This is a genomic window from Comamonas serinivorans (assembly GCF_002158865.1).
GTDB lineage: Bacteria > Pseudomonadota > Gammaproteobacteria > Burkholderiales > Burkholderiaceae_C > Comamonas_E > Comamonas_E serinivorans.
In genome coordinates this window covers 3004792-3025284 of the sequence record NZ_CP021455.1, presented here as the reverse complement: position 1 = coordinate 3025284, position 20493 = coordinate 3004792, and the positions used below count along the sequence as shown (strand labels likewise).

Sequence of the window (20493 nt, the reverse complement as noted above, 5' to 3'; positions counted from 1 at the left end):
GGAGCGGCGGACACCGCCACGTTTTGTGCCGACCTTGACCGAGGTTGTGGGGCCGGATGCCGTGCCGCCTGCGGCTCCGCCCGTCAGCGGCGAACGCATGCCGCTGCCGGAGTCGGCTCGCCAGCTGGCGGCAGCAACTGTGGGACCCGTCGCGGGGCAGGGTAAGTCGGGCGCGGTGACATCGCCGCTGGAGCCGGGTGTGATGCTGCGGCGCGCGTCGGGTCAGCCCGAGGCCAGGACCGCGCAACCCGGTGGCGGGCGCACCGTGCCCGGTGGGGTGCCCTTGACGGGCCTGGCCGAGGCAGATCTGGCCGATGCCGTCACGCGCCTCATCCTGCGGTCCGACTTCCAGGACAAATTGGCCGAAGCCGTGGCCACGGTGGTGGCCCAGCAGGTGCACGCGCAACTCAGCGGCCAGGTGGCCAGTCTCGCGGCCAAGCTGCCCGAGCTGGTGGCGCAGTCGGTGCAGCAAGCCATTTCGGACGCGTTGCGCAAGGCGTGAGGCCAGGCGAATGACGCAGGCCCCGTGGCCGCGCGCCAGACGCGTTCGCGCACCACCGACGCAATCACCGTGCGCTCGTCGGTCGCGCTGCAAATATCTCGCCACCCCATCAACCACTGCGGGCAAGCCGCTTGCAACCAGTGTTCTCGGCCAGCGCCAGCAGGGCATCGCGGTCGAGCAAAGGGTTGCTGGGCGCGCGGGCAAGAGCTTGAAAATCGAGCGCGGTTTGCTCGGCCTGTGCATCGCGCGAAAGGTCCGCAGGGGCGTTCGGGCGCCGCCATGTGTTTCGCAGCGTGGCTGGATGGATGAAGTGGGGTATGTGCCTGTTTCCGTTTCATATTCAACGGGGATGGGGTGATACTCATGCTCATCGACCTGGAAGCCCTTTGATCGTGCTGCCGGGCTTCACGTGGCGCTTGTCGAACCAGCCTTGGTTCATCTCGAGCACGTAACGCACTGGCTTGGCCGAGCAGTGGTTGTCGTCGGTCTGCGGCTTCATGTCCTTCAGGTTGACGACTGTGCCCGCGTCGTCGATGAAGGCGGCCGTCAAGGGCAGCAGCGTGTTGCGCATCCAGAAGCACTGCACGCTGGGCTGGTCGAACACGAACAGCATGCCTTCGTTGTCGGGCATGGAGGCGCGGTTCATGAGGCCGACCTGGCGCTGGCGGTCGGTGGCCGCGATCTGCACCTCAATGCGGTACATGCCCGAGCTCAGGTGCGCGCGCGGCAAGTCCATCTGCGGTGGTGGCAAGGCGCCCTGTGCCTGCGCCCCCAGGGGCCACAGGCAGGCCAGGCCCAGGCACAGCGACGCCAGGGCACGGCGGTTGCGGGCAGGCTGGAAAGCGCCCTGGGTGAGGGCGTGGTGTGAATCGGGTGCGGTCACGGTCTGGGTCACGGCAGGAAGTCGATCAAGGGGCATGGGGCTGCAGTGTGCCTGAGTCCGCCACCAGCCGGCGATGGGCGAGGGCAGGATCCATGGCCCTGGCGGGATTCAGCGCACGCATGACCTCCGCATGGGCCCCGGCCCCATTGCGAGTCGGCGTGATGAGCCTGAGCCTACAAACCGGTGCGGCAGGGATGGTCAGCGCCGAGGCTCAAGCCTGGGCAGGCTCAGGCAACGACCGTCGCGCAGCCCGGCCTCACGCCTGGCGTTGGGCACGCGCCTTCGCCAGGGCCGCCGCGATCAAGGCCTTGCGCTTGTCCAGCTCGCCCGCTGGGGCGGGTTGGGTCGTGCTGTCGAGGTGATCCAGGTGGTGGCGGGCCTTGGCTACGCGCGTGGCGGCCTGGTGCTGGGCGTGCCTGGTTTTGCGCGCCTGGTGCTGGCCGTAGCGGGCCAGGGCATGGTCGGCCTGAGCCGGGCTCCAGGCCTGCCAGCCGGTGCGTGATCCCGTCACGTTGTCGAGCCGGATGCAGTCGACGGGGCACACGGGGATGCACAGCTCGCAACCCGTGCATTCGTCCTCGATCACGGTGTGCATGGCCTTGTTGGCACCCACGATGGCGTCGGTGGGGCAGACCTGCAGGCACAGCGTGCACCCGATGCACCAGTCTTCGTCGATCCAGGCCACGGTGCGCGGGCCTTCTTGCCCGCATTCGGCATCGAGTGGCTGTTCAGGCTGTCCCGTGAGCCGCGCCAGCCTGGCCACGCCTTCGGCGCCGCCGGGCGGGCAGCGGTTGATCGGGGCCTCCTCGTTCGCCATCGCCTGTGCATAGGCCGCGCAATCCGCATAGCCGCAGCGCTGGCACTGCGTTTGCGGCAGGGCGCGGTGAAGTTGCTCAAACAGGCTCAAGGCAGAGGTGTCCATGGCGGTGGGCGATCTCGAATTGGGCTCGACAACGGCAGATCGGGGGCAAATGGCGTGGCTGAAAGGACCCCCATCATCGCAGGCCGTGGTTCATGGGGGATGAACCCGGATCCATGCCCACGGGCAGGGGGGCGCCTCAACGACAAAGCGCTGCCCTGGGCAGCGCTTGGTGTGGCGAGGCGCAAGTCCTCAGGGATGCATCAGGACTTGGCCGTGGCCGGTGTCGCTGCCGGGCTGGTGGCGGCGGCTTTGCGGCCCTGGGTTTCGTACTTCAGGATGAAGGCCTTGACTTGCGGGTAGACCACTTCGCGCCAGCGGCGGCCGCTGAAGATGCCGTAGTGGCCAGCGCCTTGCACTTCGAGGTGGGTTTTGTCCGCAGCGGGGATGCTGCTGCACAGGTCGTGTGCGGCGCGGGTCTGGCCCGAGCCCGAAATGTCGTCCAGCTCGCCTTCGACGGTCAGCAGCGCGGTGCTGCGGATGTCTTGCGGACGCACGAGCTCCGGGGCGCCCTCAACGGACTTGACGTTCCAGGTGCCCTTGACCAGCGAGAAGTCCTGGAACACGGTCTTGATGGTTTCCAGGTAATAGTCCGCGTCCATGTCGAGCACGGCGTTGTACTCGTCGTAGAACTTCTGGTGCGTTTCGGCGCTCGACTGATCGCCCTTGAGCAGGTCCTTGAAGTAGTCGTAGTGGCTGCTGGCGTGACGGTCGGGGTTCATGGCCACGAAGCCGGCGTGCTGCAGAAAGCCGGGGTAGACGCGGCGGCCTGCACCCGGGTAGCTGGACGGCACGCGGTAGATCACGTTGTTGCTGAACCAGTCATGGCTCTTGGTGGTCGCCAGGTCGTTGACGGCCGTGGGCGATTTGCGGGCGTCGATGGGGCCGCCCATCATGGTCATGGACCAGGGCGTGGTTTCGCCGCGCGAGCTCATCAACGAAATGGCCGCCAGCACGGGCACCGTGGGTTGGCACACGCTCATCACGTGGCAGTTGCCGTGCTGTTCCTGCACGTAGCGGATGAACTCCTGCACGTAGTTCACGTAGTCGTCCAGGTGGAACTCACCCTCGGACAGGGGCACCATGCAGGCGTTCTTCCAGTCGGTGATGTAGACCTTGTGGCCTTCGAGCATGGCGCGCACGGTTTCACGCAGCAGCGTGGCGTAGTGACCCGACAGCGGGGCGACGATGAGCACAGCCGGCTGACCCTTGAGGGATTCCAGCGTCTTGGGGTCGTCGGAGAAGCGCTTGAAGCGGCGCAGCTCGCAGAAGGGCTTGTCGACCATCACGCGCTCGTGGATGGCGATCTCGGTGCCGCCGATCTCAAGGGTGTTGATGCCGAACGCGGGCTTTTCGTAGTCCTTGAGCAGGCGGTGCACCAGCGCATAGGCGGCGCTGGAGCGCTGCATGGCCGGCAGGGTGGAGAAAGGATTGACCGGGTTGGCCAGGGCCTTGGACGTGGCTTTGGCCAGCTCGGAGAACGGTTCCATCAGCGAACGCTGGGTTTCATAGATCTGATACAGCATGGGAGCCTTTCTCTGCAGCGAATCGGTACAGTACAAACGATGGTCGGCAAGCGGCAGTCCCCGCAGTGCCGGGGGCTGTCAGAACGGTCGAGCGGTGCGCTTCTCCAGTTCAGCGTGGCGCACCTGCCGGGTGCCGCGCGTGGCTGAACGCCATGATTTTAGTCAGCACGAACGGGCCCCCGGGCCCGATGTCAGGAATGAGTACAAATCCTCTAGAAAGTGGTCGTTTTGCACAACAGCCCCATTTCCAGGTCTTGCGGCCCGAGTGGCCGGCGCCCAGCAACGTGCAGGCCGCCTTCACCGAGCGGGGCACGCTGGACGAAAAAGGGGGCGATGACGGCGCTGCCGTCGCTGCGGGTTTGAGCCACTTCAACCTCGGTGCGCACGTCGGCGATGACCCGGGGCGGGTGGCCCGCCATCGGGCGGCCGTGGATGCGCGCTGGGGTGTTCAGGCGGTGTACCTCAACCAGGTGCACGGCAGGGTGGTGCAGCCGCTGGCCGATGGCGACGCGCAGGGCGCGACGGCGGATGCAAGCTGGACCACCGCCCCAGGCGTGGCCTGCGCCATCATGGTGGCGGATTGCCTGCCGGTGTTGATGACCAACCGCCAGGGCGACTGGGTGGGCGCCGCCCATGCGGGCTGGCGCGGCCTGGCGGGCGAGGGCGCCCGTGCCCAACCGCAGCCGGACGCAGACGGCCACCGAGCCGGATTTTCAAATGCAGAACTGCCTCCGGGGTCGCCCGCAGGAGATGGGCTTGCAGCCTTGCCCGGCGGCGTGTTGGAGGCGCTGGTGCAGGCCTACCTGCAGGTGCCGGCGGCGCAGCCGGGACAGGTGCGTGCAACGGCCGATCTCGTTGCCTGGCTGGGCCCCTGCATCGGCCCGACGGCGTTTGAGGTCGGGCCCGAGGTGCGGGCGGCCTTTCTGGCTCAGGCGGGCGCGTGGCGCACGCAGACCGGGGCGCAGTTCACCCCGCAGCCCGGCGGCAAGTTCCTGGCCAACCTGCCTGGCTTGGCGCGCCTTTGGCTGGCCGCCACAGGGGTCACTGCGGTGCATGGCAACGACGGCACCGCCGCCTGGTGCACGGTGGGGCAGCCCGAGCGGTTTTTCTCCTACCGCCGCGATCAGCAGGCGCTTGGCGCCAGCGGCCGCATGTGTGCCTACATCTGGCTGCAGGCTCGCTGAGCCAGGCTGCCAGGCCTGAGTCGAGTCCAAGTCCGGCGCCAGACGCACCAACTCGGCCTGTATGGCGGCGGGATGAGCCAGCGGCACGTGGTGCACACCGGGGTGCACATCGCCGACCACCGTTTGGCGCCGTTCGCGCGTCAACCCTGCCCACCGCGCTGCGTGGCCATCGGTCATGCTCCCTGTCCTGGACCGTGGCCGGGCGTCAGGCCGCAAAAAAAGTGGCCCTGCGCTGGCAGGGCCACTGGGGAACAGCATTGTTTAGGCAGTATGGCTTGATTGCCGTCTATCCTTGAACGGCAACAGCTCCATACCTACATGCACCTCACAGGGCGCCGTCGCCCAGGATGATGCCTTCGCGGCGCGGATCCACGCCACCTTCCAGCTGGGTTTTGCCGTCCTTGGTCACGCGCATGATGGTCGAGATGCCGCTCGATTGCGCCGAGGTCGACACGGTGTGGCCCTTGGCCTTGAGCCCATCGACGAGGGCCGTGAGGTCCAGCGTCGTGTTCGAGCCGTCGACGTTGGTCGTGGGGCTGTTGGTGGCGCCAAAGTCCACCATCGAGGTCGCCTGCTGGGCGTCCATCTTCCAGTCCAGCGCGCCCACCACGGTCTTCAGCACGTACTGGATGATGGCGCCGCCACCGGGCGAGCCCGTGGCCATGACGAAGTCACCCGGCTGCGTGCCGCGGAACACCAGCGTGGGGGCCATGGTGCTGCGGGGACGCTTGCCGGGCTCCACCCGGTTGGCGATCAGGCCGGTGGCGTCTTCCGGCTGGGCCGAGAAGTCGGTCAGCTGGTTGGTCAGCAGGAAGCCGCCCGTCATGTGGAACGAGCCCATGCTGGCCTCCACCGTGGTGGTCATGGACACGACGTTGCCGTAGGCGTCGACGATGGAGAAGTGCGTCGTGCCGTGTTCCTCGGTCTTGTCGATGCCGCGTGCCACGCCGAAGTTGCCGGCTTCGGCCCGGCCCATGCTTTGGTCGGGGTTGATGAGCAGGGCGCGCGACTTGAGGTAGTCCTTGTTCAGCAGGGAGGACACGCCGTTGCCGGGCAGCGGCACGAAATCCGTGTCGGCCACGTACTTGTCGCGGTCGGCATAGGCCAGGCGCGAGGCCTCGGTCACCAGGTGCACGCCCATCACGCTGGGCACGCCACCCTCGTTGCTGGGGTTGGTGGGCGCCAGGCCCGACAGGTCGAAGTTCTCGAGGATGCCCAGCGCCTGCGTGATGGCGATGCCGCCCGACGACGGCGGCGACATGGAGCAGATGTGGTAGCTGTTGCGGTAGGTCACGCAGACCGGCTCGCGCTTCTTGGGCTGGTAGTCGGCCAGGTCGGCCAGCGTCATCAGGCTGGGCGTGATGGGCGTTTTGGCCGCGTCGTCGCCCACCGACTGCGCGGCCTTGGCCACGATGGCCGCCGCGATGGGGCCGGTGTGCAGCGCGTTGGCACCTTGATCGGCCAGGGCGCGCAGCGTGGCCGCGTAGGGCACGTTGGTCATGCTCTCGCCGCTCTTGCGCGGCGTGCCATCGGGGTGGAAGTAGGTGGCCATGGCGTTGCCATCCAGCGCCAGGCTGGCGGCGTTGCTGGCAATGGCGCTGCCCAGGCGGGCCGGAATCACGAAGCCGTCGGACGCCAGGCGGATGCCCTCGTCGAACAGCTGGTTCCATTTCAGCTTGCCGTGTTCACTCTGCGCCATCTCCAGCATGCGCATCACGCCGGGCACGCCGATGGAGCGGCCGCTGCGGCGGGCGCTGGGCACTGGGCCGGGCGAGGCGGGGTCGGCCTGGTCCTGCCGGACCAGGTAGTAGCCGGTGGCCGCCTTGGGGGCGGTCTCGCGGCCGTCGTAGGCGGTGACCTTTTTGGTGGCGGCGTCGTAATGCAGCATGAAGGCGCTGCCGGCCAGCGTGCTCGATTGCGGTTCGACCAGGCCCAGCACCACCTGCACCGCCACGGCCGCGTCTGCGGCCGTGCCGCCGGCCTTGAGCACATCGCATCCGGCCTTGGTGGCCAGCGGCGTGTTGGCGACCACCATGTACTTGTTCGAATACTTGGCTTTGTAGCCCAGGCGATAGCCCGAGGCCTCCTCGGGCGCGGCGGGGTCGCCCGGATCACCCGAACCCACGACCACCGAGCCGCCATTCGAGGCCACCTGGCAGCTGTTGGCGTTGTTATCGACGATCAGGCCACTGCCTGGCTGGTCGTCGTCGCCTCCGCCGCCGCAGGCGGCCAGCGCGAGCGCCAACGCCAGCGGCGTGAGCACGAAAGAACGTGTGAGGGTCATGGGAAAGCTCCTGGTTGAGTTGGCATACAGCGCGCCGCGGGGCACCAGGTGTCGCCGCGGGCGCCTGCATCAAGCAAGACGGATGCCGGCTTGCAGCCCCGGGACGAGGGGCAGTGCCGATCTGTACGTTTGCCGGTGCAGGCCGACCCTAGTGCAAGCCCTGATCGGCGTTAACCGGGTAAACGCCAAGGAGCTGGCGACATGGCGGCGTCCGCCGTCGTTTTGGGGAGGCAGTATGGGGTGGTTGCCGTTATCTCCAAATCGGCAAGGGATGCATACTGTGTTTTATAAGAATGCTCATCCGCTGCAGGCCGGCGCGGGTGTGGGTTGGCTCGCGCTCGGCCCGTCGCGGCGACATCGCCAGACGGTGGATCCGAGACGGGCTCCTTGCTGCTGGAAGTCCTGGGTTGCGCGAGCCAGGCACGGGCGCCCATGACGGCAGCGTGCCCGATACCGGTCAAGGCGGCGCCCGATTGTTCGGCCGTCATGCCTGACCGCCCGCCAAGCGGCCGTGGCCGCCTGCGCTGAGCCCGTCAGCCGGCCAAGGCGCGTCGCAGATGAACGGAGAGCCCGCAGCGTCAAGCTGCCCCCGCCTGGGGCAAGCACCTCGCGTCAACAGGCCCGACGTGGTGGGGTCACTGCGCCGGCCAGCGGCCAAGGGGTGATGGCGGCGCGGCGTTGTCATGCCGATGACGCGAGGTCAGCGTCAGCCCGGCGGCCAGGGAGACACGGTGACTTGAAGGCAGGCGCCGAGTGCAGCCAGCGCCGCCAGCCGGCTGGGGTGCAACACCACCTCCAGTGGGGCGCCACCGCCGTGGCCAGACGCCCAGCCCAGGTCCAGGGTGCGGCTGTCGGCCGTGTCCCAGCAGTCCCGTGCAGCGGGGGGCAGCTGCTCCAGCCAGTGGCACCAGTGGGCGATCAGCGCGTCGCCCTCGGTGTGGCCGCGCACGCCGTGCAGCACCAGCACCTGCTCATGGGGCGGAGCCACCGCCTGCTCGCCGTGCCGGAGGCTGCAGTCTGACTGAGCCCGACGTGCAGCTTTGCCAGGCCGTCGCTGCCGGACAGGGCCTGGGCCAGCACAGACAGATCGGCATGCGCACGCACCACCACATCGGCCGTGATGAAGCGAGTGGGGCTGCAGCAGGCACGCCGGTGCCGATCAGCGCAGGCCTTGGCCCTGATCGCCGCTCAGCTGAATCAGCTCGACCTTGTAGCCGTCGGGGTCGGTGACGAAGGCGATCACCGTGGTGCCACCGGCCACCGGGCCGGCTTCGCGCGTCACCTGGCCTCCGGCGGCCTTGATCTTGTCGCAGGCGGCGTAGGCGTCGGGCACGCCGATGGCGATGTGGCCGTAGGCCGAGCCCAGGTCGTAGCGGTCCACGCCCCAGTTGTAGGTCAGCTCGATCTCGGCCTGGGCCGGGTTGCCACCCTCGTAGCCGACGAAGGCGAGCGAGTACTTGTACTCGGGGTTTTCCGAGCGGCGCAGCAGCGTCATGCCCAGCACCTGGGTGTAGAAGTCAATCGAGCGTTGCAGGTCGCCAACGCGCAGCATCGTGTGGAGCAGTCTCATGGGGGCGATTGTCGCGCCTTTGGTGGCATGTGTGCCGCAGGCGCTGACGGCCTGCGCCCGCTGGCGCACCATCGCCTTTTTGCTCCTTTTGCATGGCCCTCATGTCCGATCGCATCCCCCTCCTGGTCCTCAACCCCATGACACCGGCGCACGAAGCGCAGATCGCCGAGCATTTCGAGCTGCTCTACGCGCCCAAGCCCGCGCAGCGCGAGGCCGCTTTGGCCCAACACGGCGCCCGCATCCGGGCCGTGCTCACCATCGGGGCCATCGGCCTGTCGGCGGCCGAAATCGACCGCATGCCCGCACTGGAGCTGATTTGCTGCCTGGGTGCAGGCTATGAACAGCTGGACCTGCCCGACCTGCACCGGCGTGGCGTGGTCGTGGCCAATGGCGCCGGAACCAACGCGGCCTGTGTGGCCGACCATGCGTTTGCATTGGTGCTGGCCGTGCTGCGCCAGGTGCGGACCATGGACCGGGCCTGCCGCGCCGGCCATTGGCGCACGGGCATGACGGCGCCGGCCCAGGCCAGCGGCAAGCGCCTGGGCATCTTTGGCCTGGGCGCCATTGGCCTGGAGATCGCCAAGCGTGCTAAGGGCTTCGACATGCCCGTGGCCTACTGCAACCGCAAGCCGCGCGACGGCGTGGACCTGGACTACATCGCCAGCCTGACCGAGCTGGCGGCCTGGAGCGACGTGCTGGTGTGTGCGGCACCGGGCGGCGCGGCCACGCACCACGCCGTGAACGCCGAGGTGCTGCAGGCGCTGGGGCCACGCGGCGTGCTGGTCAACATCGGCCGTGGCAGCGTGGTCGACACGGCGGCGCTGGCCCAGGCGCTGCAGGACAAGGCCATTGCCGGCGCTGGGCTGGATGTGTACGACAGCGAGCCCGAGCCCCCGCAGGCGCTGATCGGCTTTGACAACCTGACCATCACGCCGCACATCGGCGGCTGGTCGCCCGAGGCCGGCCAAGCCATGGTCGACCGCTTTCTGGACAACGCCCTGGGCCACTTCAGCGGGCGTGGTGTGGTGTCGCCGGTGCGCTGACGGCCTGCGACCGGGCCCGGCATCGCTGGCCAGCCGTCGGCTGCTGGACCGCGGTCGTGGCACGGCTGGGTCGCCAGCTGTCACAGGGTCGGGGTCCTGCCACACGGGCCGGCTTGCCGGCTGCAGACGACGACGAAGCGCACCTTTGACGGGGCGGCGGTCGGGGGCAAGTGCGTCGGGGCGGATTGCCAGCTGCGGTCAGCGTGCCGGCAGTCGGGCCGATTCGTGCCAATTGCTGAGGGATGCGGGCCCGGCAGAAGACCCGTTGTCGTCACCCTGCAGTGGCTGTGTGGCCACCACGCGCGGTGGCCTGCTGCGCCGCTGGCCCGCAGCGGGCCAGCCTGTCCGCCGGTCTGGATGCTGCGTGCTCGGCTCGGCAGCTGGGTTCAGGTCGTCGGGGCCGGAAATCGGGCCACTGAACCGGCGATGCGCGGGAGTGGTTGCGGTTATCTTTCAGATGGAGGCACTCGCATTGAGGTGAGGTATGTCTTGTTTCTCGTTTGTATAAGAACGGGAATGGCTGGTTACTCCTGACGATTAAAGCGGCGTGATGTTGGCGGCCCGCACCAGCCGCTGGTGGGTCAGGCGCTGGGCTTGCAGGTAGGCCGGCAGCTCGGCGCGGGGCATGGCAAAGGGCTCGTAGCCGAAGGCGTTGAACTTGGCGTCCACGTCCGGTCCTTGCAGGCTGCGGCCCACGTCGCGCCACAGCTGGTCGGCCACGGCTGGGGGCAAGCCCGCGGGCCCCGCCAGCAGGTTGATGCCGGCCACCGTGAAGCCGGCTGGCCCGCCGGCCTCGGCCACGGTGGGCACCTGCGGGTGGGCGCCCAGCCGCTGGCTGGCGCACACGGCCAGCAGGCGCAGCCGGTCGCCGTCAACCAGGGCCCGCATGGTGGCCAGCGTGCCCAGCGCAAAGCTCAGCGTGCCGTTGGCCACATCGGCGTAGAGCTGGGCCGTTTCCTTGTAGACGATGTGGTCCATCCGCGTCCCGGTCTGTTCGGCCAGCATGGCGGCGCCCAGGTGGGCCGGGCTGCCCACGGCCCACGAGCCGTAGGTCAGGCGCGCGCGTTGGGCCTCGGCCAGCAGATCGGCCAGGGTGTGGTGCGGGCTGTGCCGCCCCACGGCGATGAAAAAGTGCGTGCGGAACAGCGGCAGCAGCGGCGTGAAGTCGCGTTCGGGGTCGTACGGCAGGCGTTTGAACAGCCAGGGGTAGGCGGCCAGGTGCACCAGGTCGAGCACGATGAGCTCGTGCCCATCGCGCGCGGGCGCGCTGGCGGCGCGAAAGGCTTCGATCGCGAGGAAGCCATTGGCGCCGGGGCGGTTGTCGACCACCACGGGCACCTGGTAGGCCGCGCCCAGCTTCTGAGCGATCAGGCGCGAGACGCCATCGGGCCCGCCGCCCACGGGGAAGGGGTTGAACAACCGGAGGGCGCGTTGCGGAAAGTGGGCCGCAGCCGACGCTGAGGGCAGGCGCGCCGGGGGCTGGGTCGGCTGAGCCTGCGCGGCGAGGGGGCCCGCCAGGCAGGCCGCCCCCAGGCGGGTCAGCACGTGCAGGCTGCGGCGGCGATCGGGGTGGTGCATGGCGGTGGTGTGGGCAAGTGGCCGCGAGGATGGCGGCGGAGGAAGACGCCCGCCTGACCGACAGCGTGTGCGATCTGGATTCGCGCCAGCGGCAAGCCGGCAAGACAGAACGAGAGGCAAGCGGTGCAGTCTGTCGCAGGGCAGCCGGCGTGGACGTCTGACGCGGATTGTGCGACCGGATGCGGCCTGGCGGTGGGCTTGCGCGGGACACGGTTGATCTGCCTGGGATGACGGAGCGGGTGGTGGGCTCTCGGCACGCGAGTGGGCGACAAGCGCTGTGGCAAAGCGTCCGGCAGGCGAATCGTGCCGAACTGTTGGCCGGCCTCGCATGCTCACCGACGATGGATCACGAGCGGACCGAGTCCGCGTCGCCAATGGCGTGCCGAGCGGCATGGCATGGACCGCCCCATCCCGTGAGCCTTGCGCGGTGCAGCTGCGGCGTCACGTCGGCCCGGTCGCCACTTGTAGAATGGCCGAGGCTTCCTGCCCGTTGTACAAGGAGTATGGGCCATTTGCCGTTGAATGAATCATCGACTGACCAAGGTACTGCATGAACATGGACTGCCGACGCACAAGGCTCGAACCCGCTCTGCGAGCGCACGCGGCGTGTGGGCCCCGCCTGCTGGACGGGCAGCCCCGCTGATGGACGATTCCGCTGCCATGGCGGCCGCTTGCGCCGACGGCGCGGCGCCGGTGCTGCGCGCGCCTTCGCTGGTGCGACGCATGGCGTGCTGGCTGTACGAGGGCATGCTGCTGTTCGGTGTTTACTTCTTTGCCACGGCGCTGTTCAGCCTGTTTGCCCCGGCGCGCAGCAACGATGCCCTGCATGGCCTGCTGCAGCTGTTCCTGTTCATCGTGTGCGGCATCTACTTTGTCTGGTTCTGGTCCAAGGGCCAGACGCTGGCGATGAAGACTTGGCGCGTGCGCATCACCGACACGCAGGGGCGGCCCGTGGGCCAGGTGCGCGCGTTCGTGCGCTACGTGCTGTCCTGGGTCTGGGTGCTGCCGCCGCTGGCGCTGATGGGTGTGGCGCGCCTGTCGCTGGCCGAGCTGGGGGTGCTGCTGGTCGGCTGGGTGTGGGTGTGGGCGCTGCTGGCGCGGTTTCACCCGCAGCGCCAGTTCTGGCACGACCACCTGGCGGGGACGCGCCTGATCGACGCCACCGCCCCCGCCAACTCCGTCCCCCCAGCCCCCGAGGCCACGAAGCCGTCATGACGCCCAAACCTTCACCCGCCACCGACGACGTCGGGCTGGAACCCGTGGACGCGCAAAAACACCGCACCGGCCTGGCGCGCCTGTGGCATGCGCTGGGGTACTCGCTGGCCGGGTTGCGGGCCGGCTGGGGCGAGAAGGCGTTCCGGCAAGAGGTGCTGATGGCGGTGGTTCTGCTGCCGGCCGCCTGCTGGCTGGGCCGCAGCTGGCTAGAAACCGCGGTGCTGATCGCCAGCGTGGTGGCCGTGATGGTGGTCGAGCTGCTGAACACGGCCGTGGAGGCGGCCATCGACCGCATCGGCCCCGAGCGCCATGCGCTGTCGAAAAAAGCCAAGGACATGGGCAGTGCCGCGGTGTTGCTGGCCCTGCTGTTGATGGTGGGCATCTGGGTTGCGGCCCTGTGTGCCCGGTTTGTGGCGTGAACAAGGATGAGCGGCTCACGATGACAGTGCCTGCGTTTTCGATCTGTGTCTATTGCGGTTCCCGGCCCGGTCTGCGGCCCGAGTTTGCGGCGCTGGCGCACGAGGTGGGCCACTGGATTGGCGAGCAGGGCGGCCAGCTGGTCTATGGCGGCGGCAAGGCCGGCCTCATGGGCGTGGTGGCCGATGCCACGCTGGCGGCGGGTGGCCGGGTGATCGGCGTCATCCCGCAGGCGCTGGTCGACAAGGAGCATGCCCACCGCGGCTGTACCGAGCTGCACGTGGTGCCCAACATGCACGAGCGCAAGCGCCTGATGGCCGAGCACGCGCAGGCGTTTTTGGCGTTGCCGGGCGGCATCGGCACCTTTGAAGAGCTGTTCGAGGTCTGGACCTGGCGGCAGCTGGGCTACCACGACAAGCCCATCGGCATCTTGAACGCGCACGGCTTCTACGAGCCGCTGGCCCGCTTCATCGATCACGTCACCGCACAAGGCTTCATGGGCGATTGGCAGAACGCGCTGGTGCGTTGGGGCGATGCCGCCGTGCCGTTGCTGACCGAGCTGCGCGCGGCCTGCCAGACTCGCCGCCCCGAGGATCAGGATCTGTCTCAGACTTGATGGGGCGGGGTATGCCTTGATTGCCGATGGTAATCAAACGGTAATGGCCTAATACTTCTGTCGTGCAGTGATGCGGCGCCGTTCAAACCCCTCGGTTGAATCCGCCTGAGCATCCTTGGACGACTTGGCCGTCATTTCGCTTCCACCTCGCTGAAGGCGCAGCGGGCATGGCCAGGCTGTGGCACGCGCCCCCTCAACGCAGGTGCGGCATGGCCCGGATGCGGGGCCCGATGAAGGACAAAAAGCCCTGCGCGGCGGCTGGCAGCGTGCGGTTGCGGCGGGTGAAGACCTCGAAATTGCGGCGGATTTCGGGGCCGACCACCGGGCGCATCTGCAGGCCGTAGAGCGCCACCAGCGACGAGGCGTAGGGAATGCACAAGCCGACGCCCAGCCCGGCCTTGACCATGGACAGTGCGGTGGACATGTAGGCGACCTCGGTGGTGGGCGCGAACACCAGCGTGGGGGCGGCGCTGCGCAGGTCCTGCTTCAGCCGTTCGGTGAATTGCCCTTGCAGCGTGATGAGGGGGTGGGCCAGCAGCTGCGCCCAGTGCAGGGCGTCGGGACGGGCCAGCGGGTGTTCGGCGGGCATGACGGCCATGAAGGGGCCGTCGAACAGCCGGGTCGAGGTGATGTCGGAGTTGGGCTCGCGCTCGGGGCCGATGCCGAGGTCGACCTCGCCGGCGAACACGCGCGCCATGACGGACTCGACGGGCACATCCACCAGCCGCACGTCGATGGTGGGGTGCTCGGCCCGGTAGGCGGCGATGAGATCCGGCATCAACGTGGAGGCCAGCAGCTGCGAGGCGGCCACGCGCACCAGGCCGGTTTGCAGCGCCTGCTCGGCCACGGCCTGCTGCAGCGCGTTGTCGAGGTCGTGCAGCACGCGCTCCAGCGAGGGGTAGAGGCGTTCACCCAGCTCGGTCAGGTGGATGCGGCGCGTGCTGCGGTCCAGCAGGCGTGCCCCCAGGGTCTTCTCCAGCTCCTTGATGAGGCCACTGAGGGCGGACTGGGTGATGTACAGGCTCTCTGCGGCCAACGTGAAGCTGCCGGTGCGGCTCACGGCCAAAAAGGCGCGCAGCTGACGCAGGGTGACATTCATTGGATGAGCTTCTGAATTCATCAAAAGAAACGGTTTGAATGATAAGTGTGGATGCGATGCAATCGGGGTGAGACAGTCAACCACCGACAGGAGACACCATGACCCCATCCCCACGCCAGCCGTCCCGCCGTGAGCTCATCCAGCTGGCCCTGGCCGGTTCGCTGGGCGCCGCTTGGCCGGCCCACGCGCAAGCGGCATATCCCAGCAAGCCCATCACCTGGATCGTGCCGTACTCGCCGGGAGGGGGCACGGATTTCGTGGCCCGCGCCGTGTCCATCGAAGTCGGCAAGCGCGTGGGCCAGTCGGTGGTGGTGGACAACCGGCCCGGCGCCGCGACCATCGTGGGGGCGCAGCTGGCGGCCCGCGCCCCCGCCGATGGCTACACCGTGTTCCACGCCGACAACGGCTCGCTGGTCTTCAACCCGGCGCTGTACGCCAAGCTGCCCTACAAGGTGGCGGACTTCGCCCCCATTGGCCTCATGGCCCGGTTTCCGCTGCTGCTGGTCAGCAACCCCACCACCGGCTATGCCACGGCCCAGGCCGTGATCGCCGCCGCCAAGGCCGACCCGCAGAAGGTGCAGTTCGCCTCGCCGGGCGCCGGCGGGCCGCATCACCTGGCGATGGAGCTCATCAAGAGCCGGGCCGGATTCGAGGCGGCGCACATCCCCTACAAGGGCGCAGCGCCCGCCGTGCAGGATGTACTGGCCGGGCGCATCGCCGTCATGATGCTGGACACGGCCGCGGCCCTGCCGCACCTCAAGGGCGGCAAGCTCAAAGCACTGGCGGTGGCCTCGGCCAAGCGGCTGCCGCAGTTCCCCGAGGTGCCGACCTTTCAGGAGCTGGGCGTGCCGGGCGTGGAGGTCTACGCCTGGCAAGGCCTGGTGGTGCCCGCTGCCACACCGGAGGCCGTGCGCCAGAAGCTGTCGAGCGAGCTGCAGCAGGCCATGGCCGCGCCGGCGGTGCACAAGGCGCTGACCGAGTTCGGCCTGGAGCCCATCCCCAGCGATGCGGCCGGCATGGCCCGCTACATCGAATCGGAAACCAAGCTGTGGCATGCCCTCATCCGCGAGCGCGGCATCAAGCTCGAAAGCTGATGCCGGCTGCGCCACCACCTTGTCAGGAGAGACGCTGTGAAAATCGACCGCATTCACCACGTGGCGTACCGCTGCAAAGACGCCAAGGAAACTGTGCTCTGGTACCAGCAGATGCTGAAGATGGATTTCGTGCTGGCCATTGCCGAGGACCAGGTGCCCTCGACCAAGGCACCGGATCCGTACATGCACGTCTTCCTCGATGCCGGGCAGGGCAACGTGCTGGCCTTTTTCGAGCTGCCCACCCAGCCGCCCATGGGGCGCGACCCGAACACGCCGGAGTGGGTGCAGCACATCGCCTTCCGCGTGAAGGACCGCGCCGAGCTGCTGGCCTTCAAGGCACACCTGGAGGCGCAGGGCGTGGACGTGCTGGGCGTGACCGACCATGGCGCCTTCCACTCGATCTACTTCTTCGACCCCAACGGCCACCGCCTGGAACTGGCCTGCCCGGACCCCGACGAGGAGGCCATGATCCGCAAGCTCGACGCCGTCAAATGGGACATGCTGGAGGATTGGTCCAAGACCAAGCGGGCGCCCAAGCATGCCGACTTCCTGCACGCACGAGAATTCACCCAATGACCACTGCGTTTGACCCCACCCTGGACCCCCAGCTGCAGAGCTGGGTTGCGTCGGCCAACACCGACACCACCGATTTCCCGATCCAGAACCTGCCATTTGGCCGATTCCGCCAGCCAGGCGATGCGGCCTGGCGCATCGGGGTGGCCGTTGGCGACCAGGTGCTGGACCTGCGCGCCGCCGGCCTCATCGACCATGGGGACATGAACCGCCTGATGCAGGCCGCGCCTGCCGAGCGGCGTGCGTTGCGCACGGCGCTGTCCGAGGGGCTGCGCGAAGGCAGTGCGCAGCAGGCTGCCTATGCGCGTGCGCTGCTGGCGCAGGCGGATGTGGCGCTGGGACTGCCGTGCGAGGTGGGCGACTACACCGACTTCTACGTGGGCATTCACCACGCCATGGAAGTGGGGCGGCAGTTTCGGCCGGAGAACCCCTTGCTGCCCAATTACGCCTGGGTGCCGATTGGCTACCACGGCCGCAGCTCCACGCTGCAGGCCAGCGGCTCGGCCTTCCACCGCCCCATGGGGCAAATCAAGCCCGCGCAGGCGTCGCAGCCTGAGCTGGCTCCCTGCGCGCGTCTCGACATCGAGCTGGAGCTGGGGTTGTTCATCGGTCAGCCCAATGCGCAGGGCGAGCCCGTGCCGATCGACGAGGCCGAGCAGCACCTGTTTGGCATCACGCTGTTCAACGACTGGAGCGCGCGCGACATCCAGGCCTGGGAGTACCAGCCGCTGGGTCCGTTTCTGGGCAAGAACTTCGCGAGCACGGTGTCGCCCTGGATGGTGACGCTGGAGGCCCTGGCGCCGTTTCGCCGCCCCTTTGCGCGCCCCGTTGGCGACCCGGAGCCGCTGCCGTACCTCGATTCGGCCGACAACCGCGCCCACGGTGCCTTCGACATCCAGATGGAGGTGGTGTTGCAGACGGCCCGCATGGCGCAGGACGGGTATGCCGGCGACGTGATCGCCGAGTCCAACTTTGCCGAAGCGGCCTATTGGACAGCCGCGCAGCTGGTGACGCACCACACCGTCAATGGCTGCGCGCTGCGTGCGGGCGACCTGTTCGGCTCGGGTACGTTGTCGGGCGCGACCAAGGCGCAGTGCGGCTCGCTGCTGGAGCTGACCACCGGGGGCAAGTACCCCATCACGCTGTCGAATGGGGAGCAGCGCGGCTTTCTGGAGGATGGCGACACCGTCATCCTGCGGGGCTGGTGCGCGCGCGAGGGCGCGCGCCGCATCGGCTTTGGCGAATGCCGGGGCACGGTGCTGCCGGTGTTCACGAAAGGCTAGCCATGGACCTTCACGGCTACTTCAACAGCTCCACCTCCTTCAGGGTGCGCATTGCGCTGGCGCTCAAAGGCGTGTCGGCCACCAGCCTGCCGGTCAACCTGCGCGAGCAGGCCCAGCGCAGCGCCGCGCATGTGGGACTCAACCCCTCGGCCGGCGTGCCGGTGCTGGTCGATGGCGACTTCGTGCTCACGCAGTCGCTGGCCATCATCGACTACCTGGACGCGCGCCATCCCGTGCCCCGGCTGATTCCCGAAGCCGGCGAGGCGCGCGCGCGGGTGCTCGAGCTGTCCCTGGGCGTGGCGTGCGACATCCACCCGGTCAACAACATGCGGGTGCTGCGTTACCTGCAGCAGGTGCTGGGGGTGAGCGACGCGCAGAAGCAGGCCTGGTACCAGCACTGGGTGGCCGAGGGCCTGGAGGCGACCGAGCAATTGCTGGCGCGCCATGGCCACGGGCCGTATTGCTTTGGCGAACAGCCCACACTGGCCGATTGCTGCCTGGTGCCGCAGGTGGCCAATGCGCAGCGCATGGGGTGCGCGATGCACGCGTTTCCGCGCATCGCCGCCATCCATGCGCACTGCATGGCCCAGCCGGCGTTCCAGGCGGCAGCGCCGGCGAACCAGCCCGACTTCGTGGCCTGAGGCCAGCCAGGGCCGCAGCGCCAAGCGTGCGAGGGACTGAACGTTTTCCCGCAATCCGACACGTGGGGGACAGGGTGCAGGGCGGGCGCCGCGTTTCCATGGGGATCTGTGGTGTCGGGTGATCGGTGCGGTTGCAGGACTCGACCCCCGGCTGACCTGTTCACCTTTGCCCCGGAGATCACCCCATGCCCGCCCGTCGCCTTGTCCTCCAACGTTTGATTCACGGCTCTTGTGCGAGCGCGCTGGCCCTGGCCGCCCTCGCATCCGGCTCCACCGTGTTGGCGCAATCGTCTGCGCCGCTGCGCATCGTGGTGCCGCTGGGGCCGGGCAGCGGCGCCGACGTGAGCGCGCGGTTTCTGGCGCGCCGTTACGAGGCGGTCACCGGCAAGCCGGCCATCGTGGAAAACAAGCCGGGCGCCAACCTCGCGATCGGCACCCTGGCGGTCATCAATGCCCCGGCCGATGGCCAGACCCTGCTGTACATCACGCCCTCATCGATGGTCATCAATCCCATCGTCGAAAAAGACCTGGCCTACAACCCGCAGCGCGACCTGACGCCCCTCGTGCAGCTCACCGAAGGGCCCAGCGTGCTGGTGGTGCGGCCCGATTCGCCCTACAAGACCTTTCAGGATCTGGTGACTGCGGCCAAGGCCAAGCCGGGCACCGTGTCCTATGCGAACTACGGCCATTACTACCGCTTCGCCGCGCTGGACATCGAGCGCATGACGGGCGCGCGCTTCAACCACGTGAACTACAAGGGTGGCGGCCAGGCCAACACCGACGTCATCGGCGGGCAGGTGGATGTGCACGGCACCGACGTGTCCGGCGCGCGTCCGCTCATCGAGAGCGGCAAGCTGCGGCCGATTGCGCAGACCGGCCTGGCCCGGCACCCGTTTTTGCCGGACGTGCCGACCGTGGCGGAGCTGGGGCATCCGGGCTGGGACAGTGTGGTGTGGACCGGCTTTGCCGTCAGCAGCAAGACGCCGCCCGAGCGCGTGAAGGCGCTGGAGCAGGTGTGGGTGGCGATCGCCAAGTCGCCCGAGTTCGCCGAGTTCTCGCGCACCACGCTGGGGGCCACCGTGGCGCCCCGCAGCGGCCAGGCCTTCGTGCATTACCTGGCCCAGAACACCGCCAAGTACCGCGAGCTGGCCAAGCTGGATGCGCCTGCCAGGCCCTGAAGGCGACCAGACAGCGCATGGGCCAGGTCGATCACCGGAGGCACGACCCCGGTGATTGGCGCTGACAGACCCCGCAGGAGGTGGGGCCTGTTCCGCCGATAGGCCAAGGTCGAGCTGCCAGGCGCCGGATTCACCAACGACCAGCGCCTATGGGGGTGTTGTCATTGGGGAATGAATTTGTGAGGGGTATGCTGCTGTTCCCGTTGTTTGTATAACGGGAAAAGGGTGATACTGTGCTGTATGTTTGCGATGGAAACAGCGTAGCTGGGCTCTTCTGGACCCGCATCGTCGGTCTACCTGGCGCTTCGAGTGGCCCCGGCACCATGACGGTTCAGCAAATCGCTTGGGGCGCGATGTCAGCGCTGCGGCTTTTGCGCCGGCAGCTTCACGTTCAGCGGTTGCGGCTGCACAGCCGGCGCGGTGCTGCGGATGCGCGTGGGGTTGCCCTCGCGTGCCAGGGCTTCGCGCTCGTCGTCGTCCAGGCTTTTGAACGCATCCCATTTGGCCTTGCGCTCGTCGGCCGACAGCTCGCCCTTGGCGTTGCCGTAGTTGCGCCGCGCCTGCATGCGCTCGGCCTTGCTCATCTTGGCCCAATCCAGCATGCGTTCGTGCAGGCGCGCTTGCTCGGGAGGCGACAGCTGCTTGTAGTTGCTCGACACGGCCAGCCACTTGCGCTGGTGTTCAGGGGACATGGCGGACCAGCGCTCGGCCAGCGGTTGCAGCGCGGCCTTCTGGCTGGCACTCAGGCTGCCCCAGCTCACGCTCGTCAGCATCGGCGCAGGCTGGGCCTGCGCCAGCGGCAGCGCCACCTGGGTTGCCCAGCCGCCGAACACGCCCAGCAGGGTCAGCGTGAGCAGGCGTGCGGGCAGAGAGCGCTTCACGATGGCC

Annotated in this window: 20 protein-coding genes; 11 read left to right on the top strand and 9 right to left on the bottom strand. The window is 68.3% G+C overall.

Features of this window, described 5'->3' with window-relative positions; translation table 11 throughout:
* Positions 1-34: 34 nt before the first annotated feature.
* On the top strand, positions 35-502 hold the full coding sequence (locus CCO03_RS12790; RefSeq protein ID WP_157667674.1) for a hypothetical protein: 468 nt from the start codon (positions 35-37) through the stop codon (positions 500-502).
* Between the two features lie 367 nt (positions 503-869).
* Here the strand turns inward: CCO03_RS12790 and CCO03_RS12785 are convergent, their stop codons facing one another.
* From CCO03_RS12785 to CCO03_RS12775, 3 genes are all read right to left on the bottom strand, one after another.
* Entirely contained in the window at positions 870-1397 is a 528-nt protein-coding gene (locus CCO03_RS12785; RefSeq protein ID WP_418236023.1) for a DUF192 domain-containing protein, read from the bottom strand.
* A gap of 244 nt (positions 1398-1641) precedes the next feature.
* Positions 1642-2307: an RnfABCDGE type electron transport complex subunit B gene (locus CCO03_RS12780; RefSeq protein ID WP_087281616.1), complete on the bottom strand. Its 666-nt coding sequence runs from the start codon at positions 2305-2307 to the stop codon at positions 1642-1644.
* A 200-nt stretch (positions 2308-2507) separates the two neighbouring features.
* Positions 2508-3830, bottom strand: a complete 1323-nt coding sequence (locus tag CCO03_RS12775; protein WP_087281614.1) for a polyhydroxyalkanoate depolymerase — start codon at positions 3828-3830, stop codon at positions 2508-2510.
* A 197-nt stretch (positions 3831-4027) separates the two neighbouring features.
* Between CCO03_RS12775 and CCO03_RS12770 the strand changes: the two genes are divergently transcribed.
* A complete protein-coding gene (locus tag CCO03_RS12770; protein ID WP_087281613.1) occupies positions 4028-5014 on the top strand; it encodes a purine nucleoside phosphorylase YfiH/LACC1 family protein in 987 nt (328 codons plus the stop codon).
* A gap of 325 nt (positions 5015-5339) precedes the next feature.
* On the opposite strand, the gene CCO03_RS12765 is transcribed toward CCO03_RS12770, so the two are convergent.
* From CCO03_RS12765 to gloA, 3 genes are all read right to left on the bottom strand, one after another.
* Positions 5340-7298 (bottom strand): gamma-glutamyltransferase family protein, encoded by a 1959-nt coding sequence (locus CCO03_RS12765; RefSeq protein ID WP_087281611.1) that lies wholly within the window; start codon positions 7296-7298, stop codon positions 5340-5342.
* Between the two features lie 706 nt (positions 7299-8004).
* On the bottom strand, positions 8005-8286 hold the full coding sequence (locus CCO03_RS12760) for a hypothetical protein (protein WP_157667673.1): 282 nt from the start codon (positions 8284-8286) through the stop codon (positions 8005-8007).
* Between the two features lie 171 nt (positions 8287-8457).
* Positions 8458-8868 carry a lactoylglutathione lyase gene (gloA, locus tag CCO03_RS12755; protein ID WP_236903798.1) on the bottom strand — a complete coding sequence of 137 codons (411 nt, stop codon included), beginning with the start codon at positions 8866-8868 and terminating at the stop codon, positions 8458-8460.
* Between the two features lie 101 nt (positions 8869-8969).
* Between gloA and CCO03_RS12750 the strand changes: the two genes are divergently transcribed.
* Positions 8970-9911, top strand: a complete 942-nt coding sequence (locus tag CCO03_RS12750; protein ID WP_087284648.1) for a 2-hydroxyacid dehydrogenase — start codon at positions 8970-8972, stop codon at positions 9909-9911.
* A gap of 537 nt (positions 9912-10448) precedes the next feature.
* Here the strand turns inward: CCO03_RS12750 and CCO03_RS12745 are convergent.
* A complete protein-coding gene (locus tag CCO03_RS12745; protein WP_157667672.1) occupies positions 10449-11489 on the bottom strand; it encodes a Bug family tripartite tricarboxylate transporter substrate binding protein in 1041 nt (346 codons plus the stop codon).
* 642 nt (positions 11490-12131) lie between these two features.
* On the opposite strand from CCO03_RS12745, the gene CCO03_RS12740 reads away from it, so the two are divergent.
* From CCO03_RS12740 to CCO03_RS12730, 3 genes are read left to right on the top strand one after another with little or no spacing between them, the layout of a single operon-like run.
* Positions 12132-12704 (top strand): RDD family protein, encoded by a 573-nt coding sequence (locus tag CCO03_RS12740; protein ID WP_087281603.1) that lies wholly within the window; start codon positions 12132-12134, stop codon positions 12702-12704.
* Positions 12701-13123, top strand: coding sequence for a diacylglycerol kinase (locus CCO03_RS12735; protein WP_087281601.1), 423 nt, complete (start codon positions 12701-12703; stop codon positions 13121-13123). The genes CCO03_RS12740 and CCO03_RS12735 overlap by 4 nt, the downstream gene beginning before the upstream one ends.
* 20 nt (positions 13124-13143) lie before the next feature.
* The gene (locus CCO03_RS12730; protein ID WP_087284646.1) at positions 13144-13737 is read left to right on the top strand and encodes an LOG family protein; all 594 of its coding nucleotides are present in this window, start codon (positions 13144-13146) and stop codon (positions 13735-13737) included.
* Between the two features lie 193 nt (positions 13738-13930).
* Here the strand turns inward: CCO03_RS12730 and CCO03_RS12725 are convergent, their stop codons facing one another.
* Positions 13931-14836, bottom strand: a complete 906-nt coding sequence (locus CCO03_RS12725) for a LysR family transcriptional regulator (protein WP_087281599.1) — start codon at positions 14834-14836, stop codon at positions 13931-13933.
* A gap of 98 nt (positions 14837-14934) precedes the next feature.
* Between CCO03_RS12725 and CCO03_RS12720 the strand changes: the two genes are divergently transcribed.
* The 5 genes from CCO03_RS12720 to CCO03_RS12700 all read left to right on the top strand — a co-directional run bounded on the left by CCO03_RS12720 (position 14935) and on the right by CCO03_RS12700 (position 19605).
* On the top strand, positions 14935-15930 hold the full coding sequence (locus CCO03_RS12720) for a Bug family tripartite tricarboxylate transporter substrate binding protein (protein ID WP_087281597.1): 996 nt from the start codon (positions 14935-14937) through the stop codon (positions 15928-15930).
* A gap of 36 nt (positions 15931-15966) precedes the next feature.
* Entirely contained in the window at positions 15967-16506 is a 540-nt protein-coding gene (locus tag CCO03_RS12715) for a VOC family protein (RefSeq protein ID WP_087281595.1), read from the top strand.
* A complete protein-coding gene (fahA, locus tag CCO03_RS12710; RefSeq protein WP_087281594.1) occupies positions 16503-17786 on the top strand; it encodes a fumarylacetoacetase in 1284 nt (427 codons plus the stop codon). The genes CCO03_RS12715 and fahA overlap by 4 nt, the downstream gene beginning before the upstream one ends.
* A gap of 2 nt (positions 17787-17788) precedes the next feature.
* Positions 17789-18427: a maleylacetoacetate isomerase gene (gene maiA / locus CCO03_RS12705; RefSeq protein ID WP_087281593.1), complete on the top strand. Its 639-nt coding sequence runs from the start codon at positions 17789-17791 to the stop codon at positions 18425-18427.
* 185 nt (positions 18428-18612) lie between these two features.
* Positions 18613-19605, top strand: a complete 993-nt coding sequence (locus CCO03_RS12700) for a Bug family tripartite tricarboxylate transporter substrate binding protein (RefSeq protein WP_087281591.1) — start codon at positions 18613-18615, stop codon at positions 19603-19605.
* Between the two features lie 356 nt (positions 19606-19961).
* Here CCO03_RS12700 and CCO03_RS12695 read toward each other — a convergent pair whose 3' ends face one another.
* Complete coding sequence (locus tag CCO03_RS12695) at positions 19962-20486, bottom strand: DUF3106 domain-containing protein (RefSeq protein WP_087281589.1); 525 nt, start codon at positions 20484-20486, stop codon at positions 19962-19964.
* Positions 20487-20493: the final 7 nt, after the last annotated feature.

Excerpts from the sequence above, each read along its gene's own strand:
- CCO03_RS12780 (WP_087281616.1), bottom strand. The coding sequence starts at position 2,307 with ATGGACACCTCTGCCTTGAGCCTGTTTGAGCAACTTCACCGCGCCCTG.
- CCO03_RS12775 (WP_087281614.1), bottom strand. The coding sequence starts at position 3,830 with ATGCTGTATCAGATCTATGAAACCCAGCGTTCGCTGATGGAACCGTTC.
- CCO03_RS12770 (WP_087281613.1), top strand. The coding sequence starts at position 4,028 with ATGAGTACAAATCCTCTAGAAAGTGGTCGTTTTGCACAACAGCCCCAT.
- CCO03_RS12765 (WP_087281611.1), bottom strand. The coding sequence starts at position 7,298 with ATGACCCTCACACGTTCTTTCGTGCTCACGCCGCTGGCGTTGGCGCTC.
- gloA (WP_236903798.1), bottom strand. The coding sequence starts at position 8,868 with ATGAGACTGCTCCACACGATGCTGCGCGTTGGCGACCTGCAACGCTCG.
- CCO03_RS12750 (WP_087284648.1), top strand. The coding sequence starts at position 8,970 with ATGTCCGATCGCATCCCCCTCCTGGTCCTCAACCCCATGACACCGGCG.
- CCO03_RS12745 (WP_157667672.1), bottom strand. The coding sequence starts at position 11,489 with ATGCACCACCCCGATCGCCGCCGCAGCCTGCACGTGCTGACCCGCCTG.
- CCO03_RS12740 (WP_087281603.1), top strand. The coding sequence starts at position 12,132 with ATGGACGATTCCGCTGCCATGGCGGCCGCTTGCGCCGACGGCGCGGCG.
- CCO03_RS12735 (WP_087281601.1), top strand. The coding sequence starts at position 12,701 with ATGACGCCCAAACCTTCACCCGCCACCGACGACGTCGGGCTGGAACCC.
- CCO03_RS12730 (WP_087284646.1), top strand. The coding sequence starts at position 13,144 with ATGACAGTGCCTGCGTTTTCGATCTGTGTCTATTGCGGTTCCCGGCCC.
- CCO03_RS12725 (WP_087281599.1), bottom strand. The coding sequence starts at position 14,836 with ATGAATGTCACCCTGCGTCAGCTGCGCGCCTTTTTGGCCGTGAGCCGC.
- CCO03_RS12720 (WP_087281597.1), top strand. The coding sequence starts at position 14,935 with ATGACCCCATCCCCACGCCAGCCGTCCCGCCGTGAGCTCATCCAGCTG.
- fahA (WP_087281594.1), top strand. The coding sequence starts at position 16,503 with ATGACCACTGCGTTTGACCCCACCCTGGACCCCCAGCTGCAGAGCTGG.
- maiA (WP_087281593.1), top strand. The coding sequence starts at position 17,789 with ATGGACCTTCACGGCTACTTCAACAGCTCCACCTCCTTCAGGGTGCGC.
- CCO03_RS12700 (WP_087281591.1), top strand. The coding sequence starts at position 18,613 with ATGCCCGCCCGTCGCCTTGTCCTCCAACGTTTGATTCACGGCTCTTGT.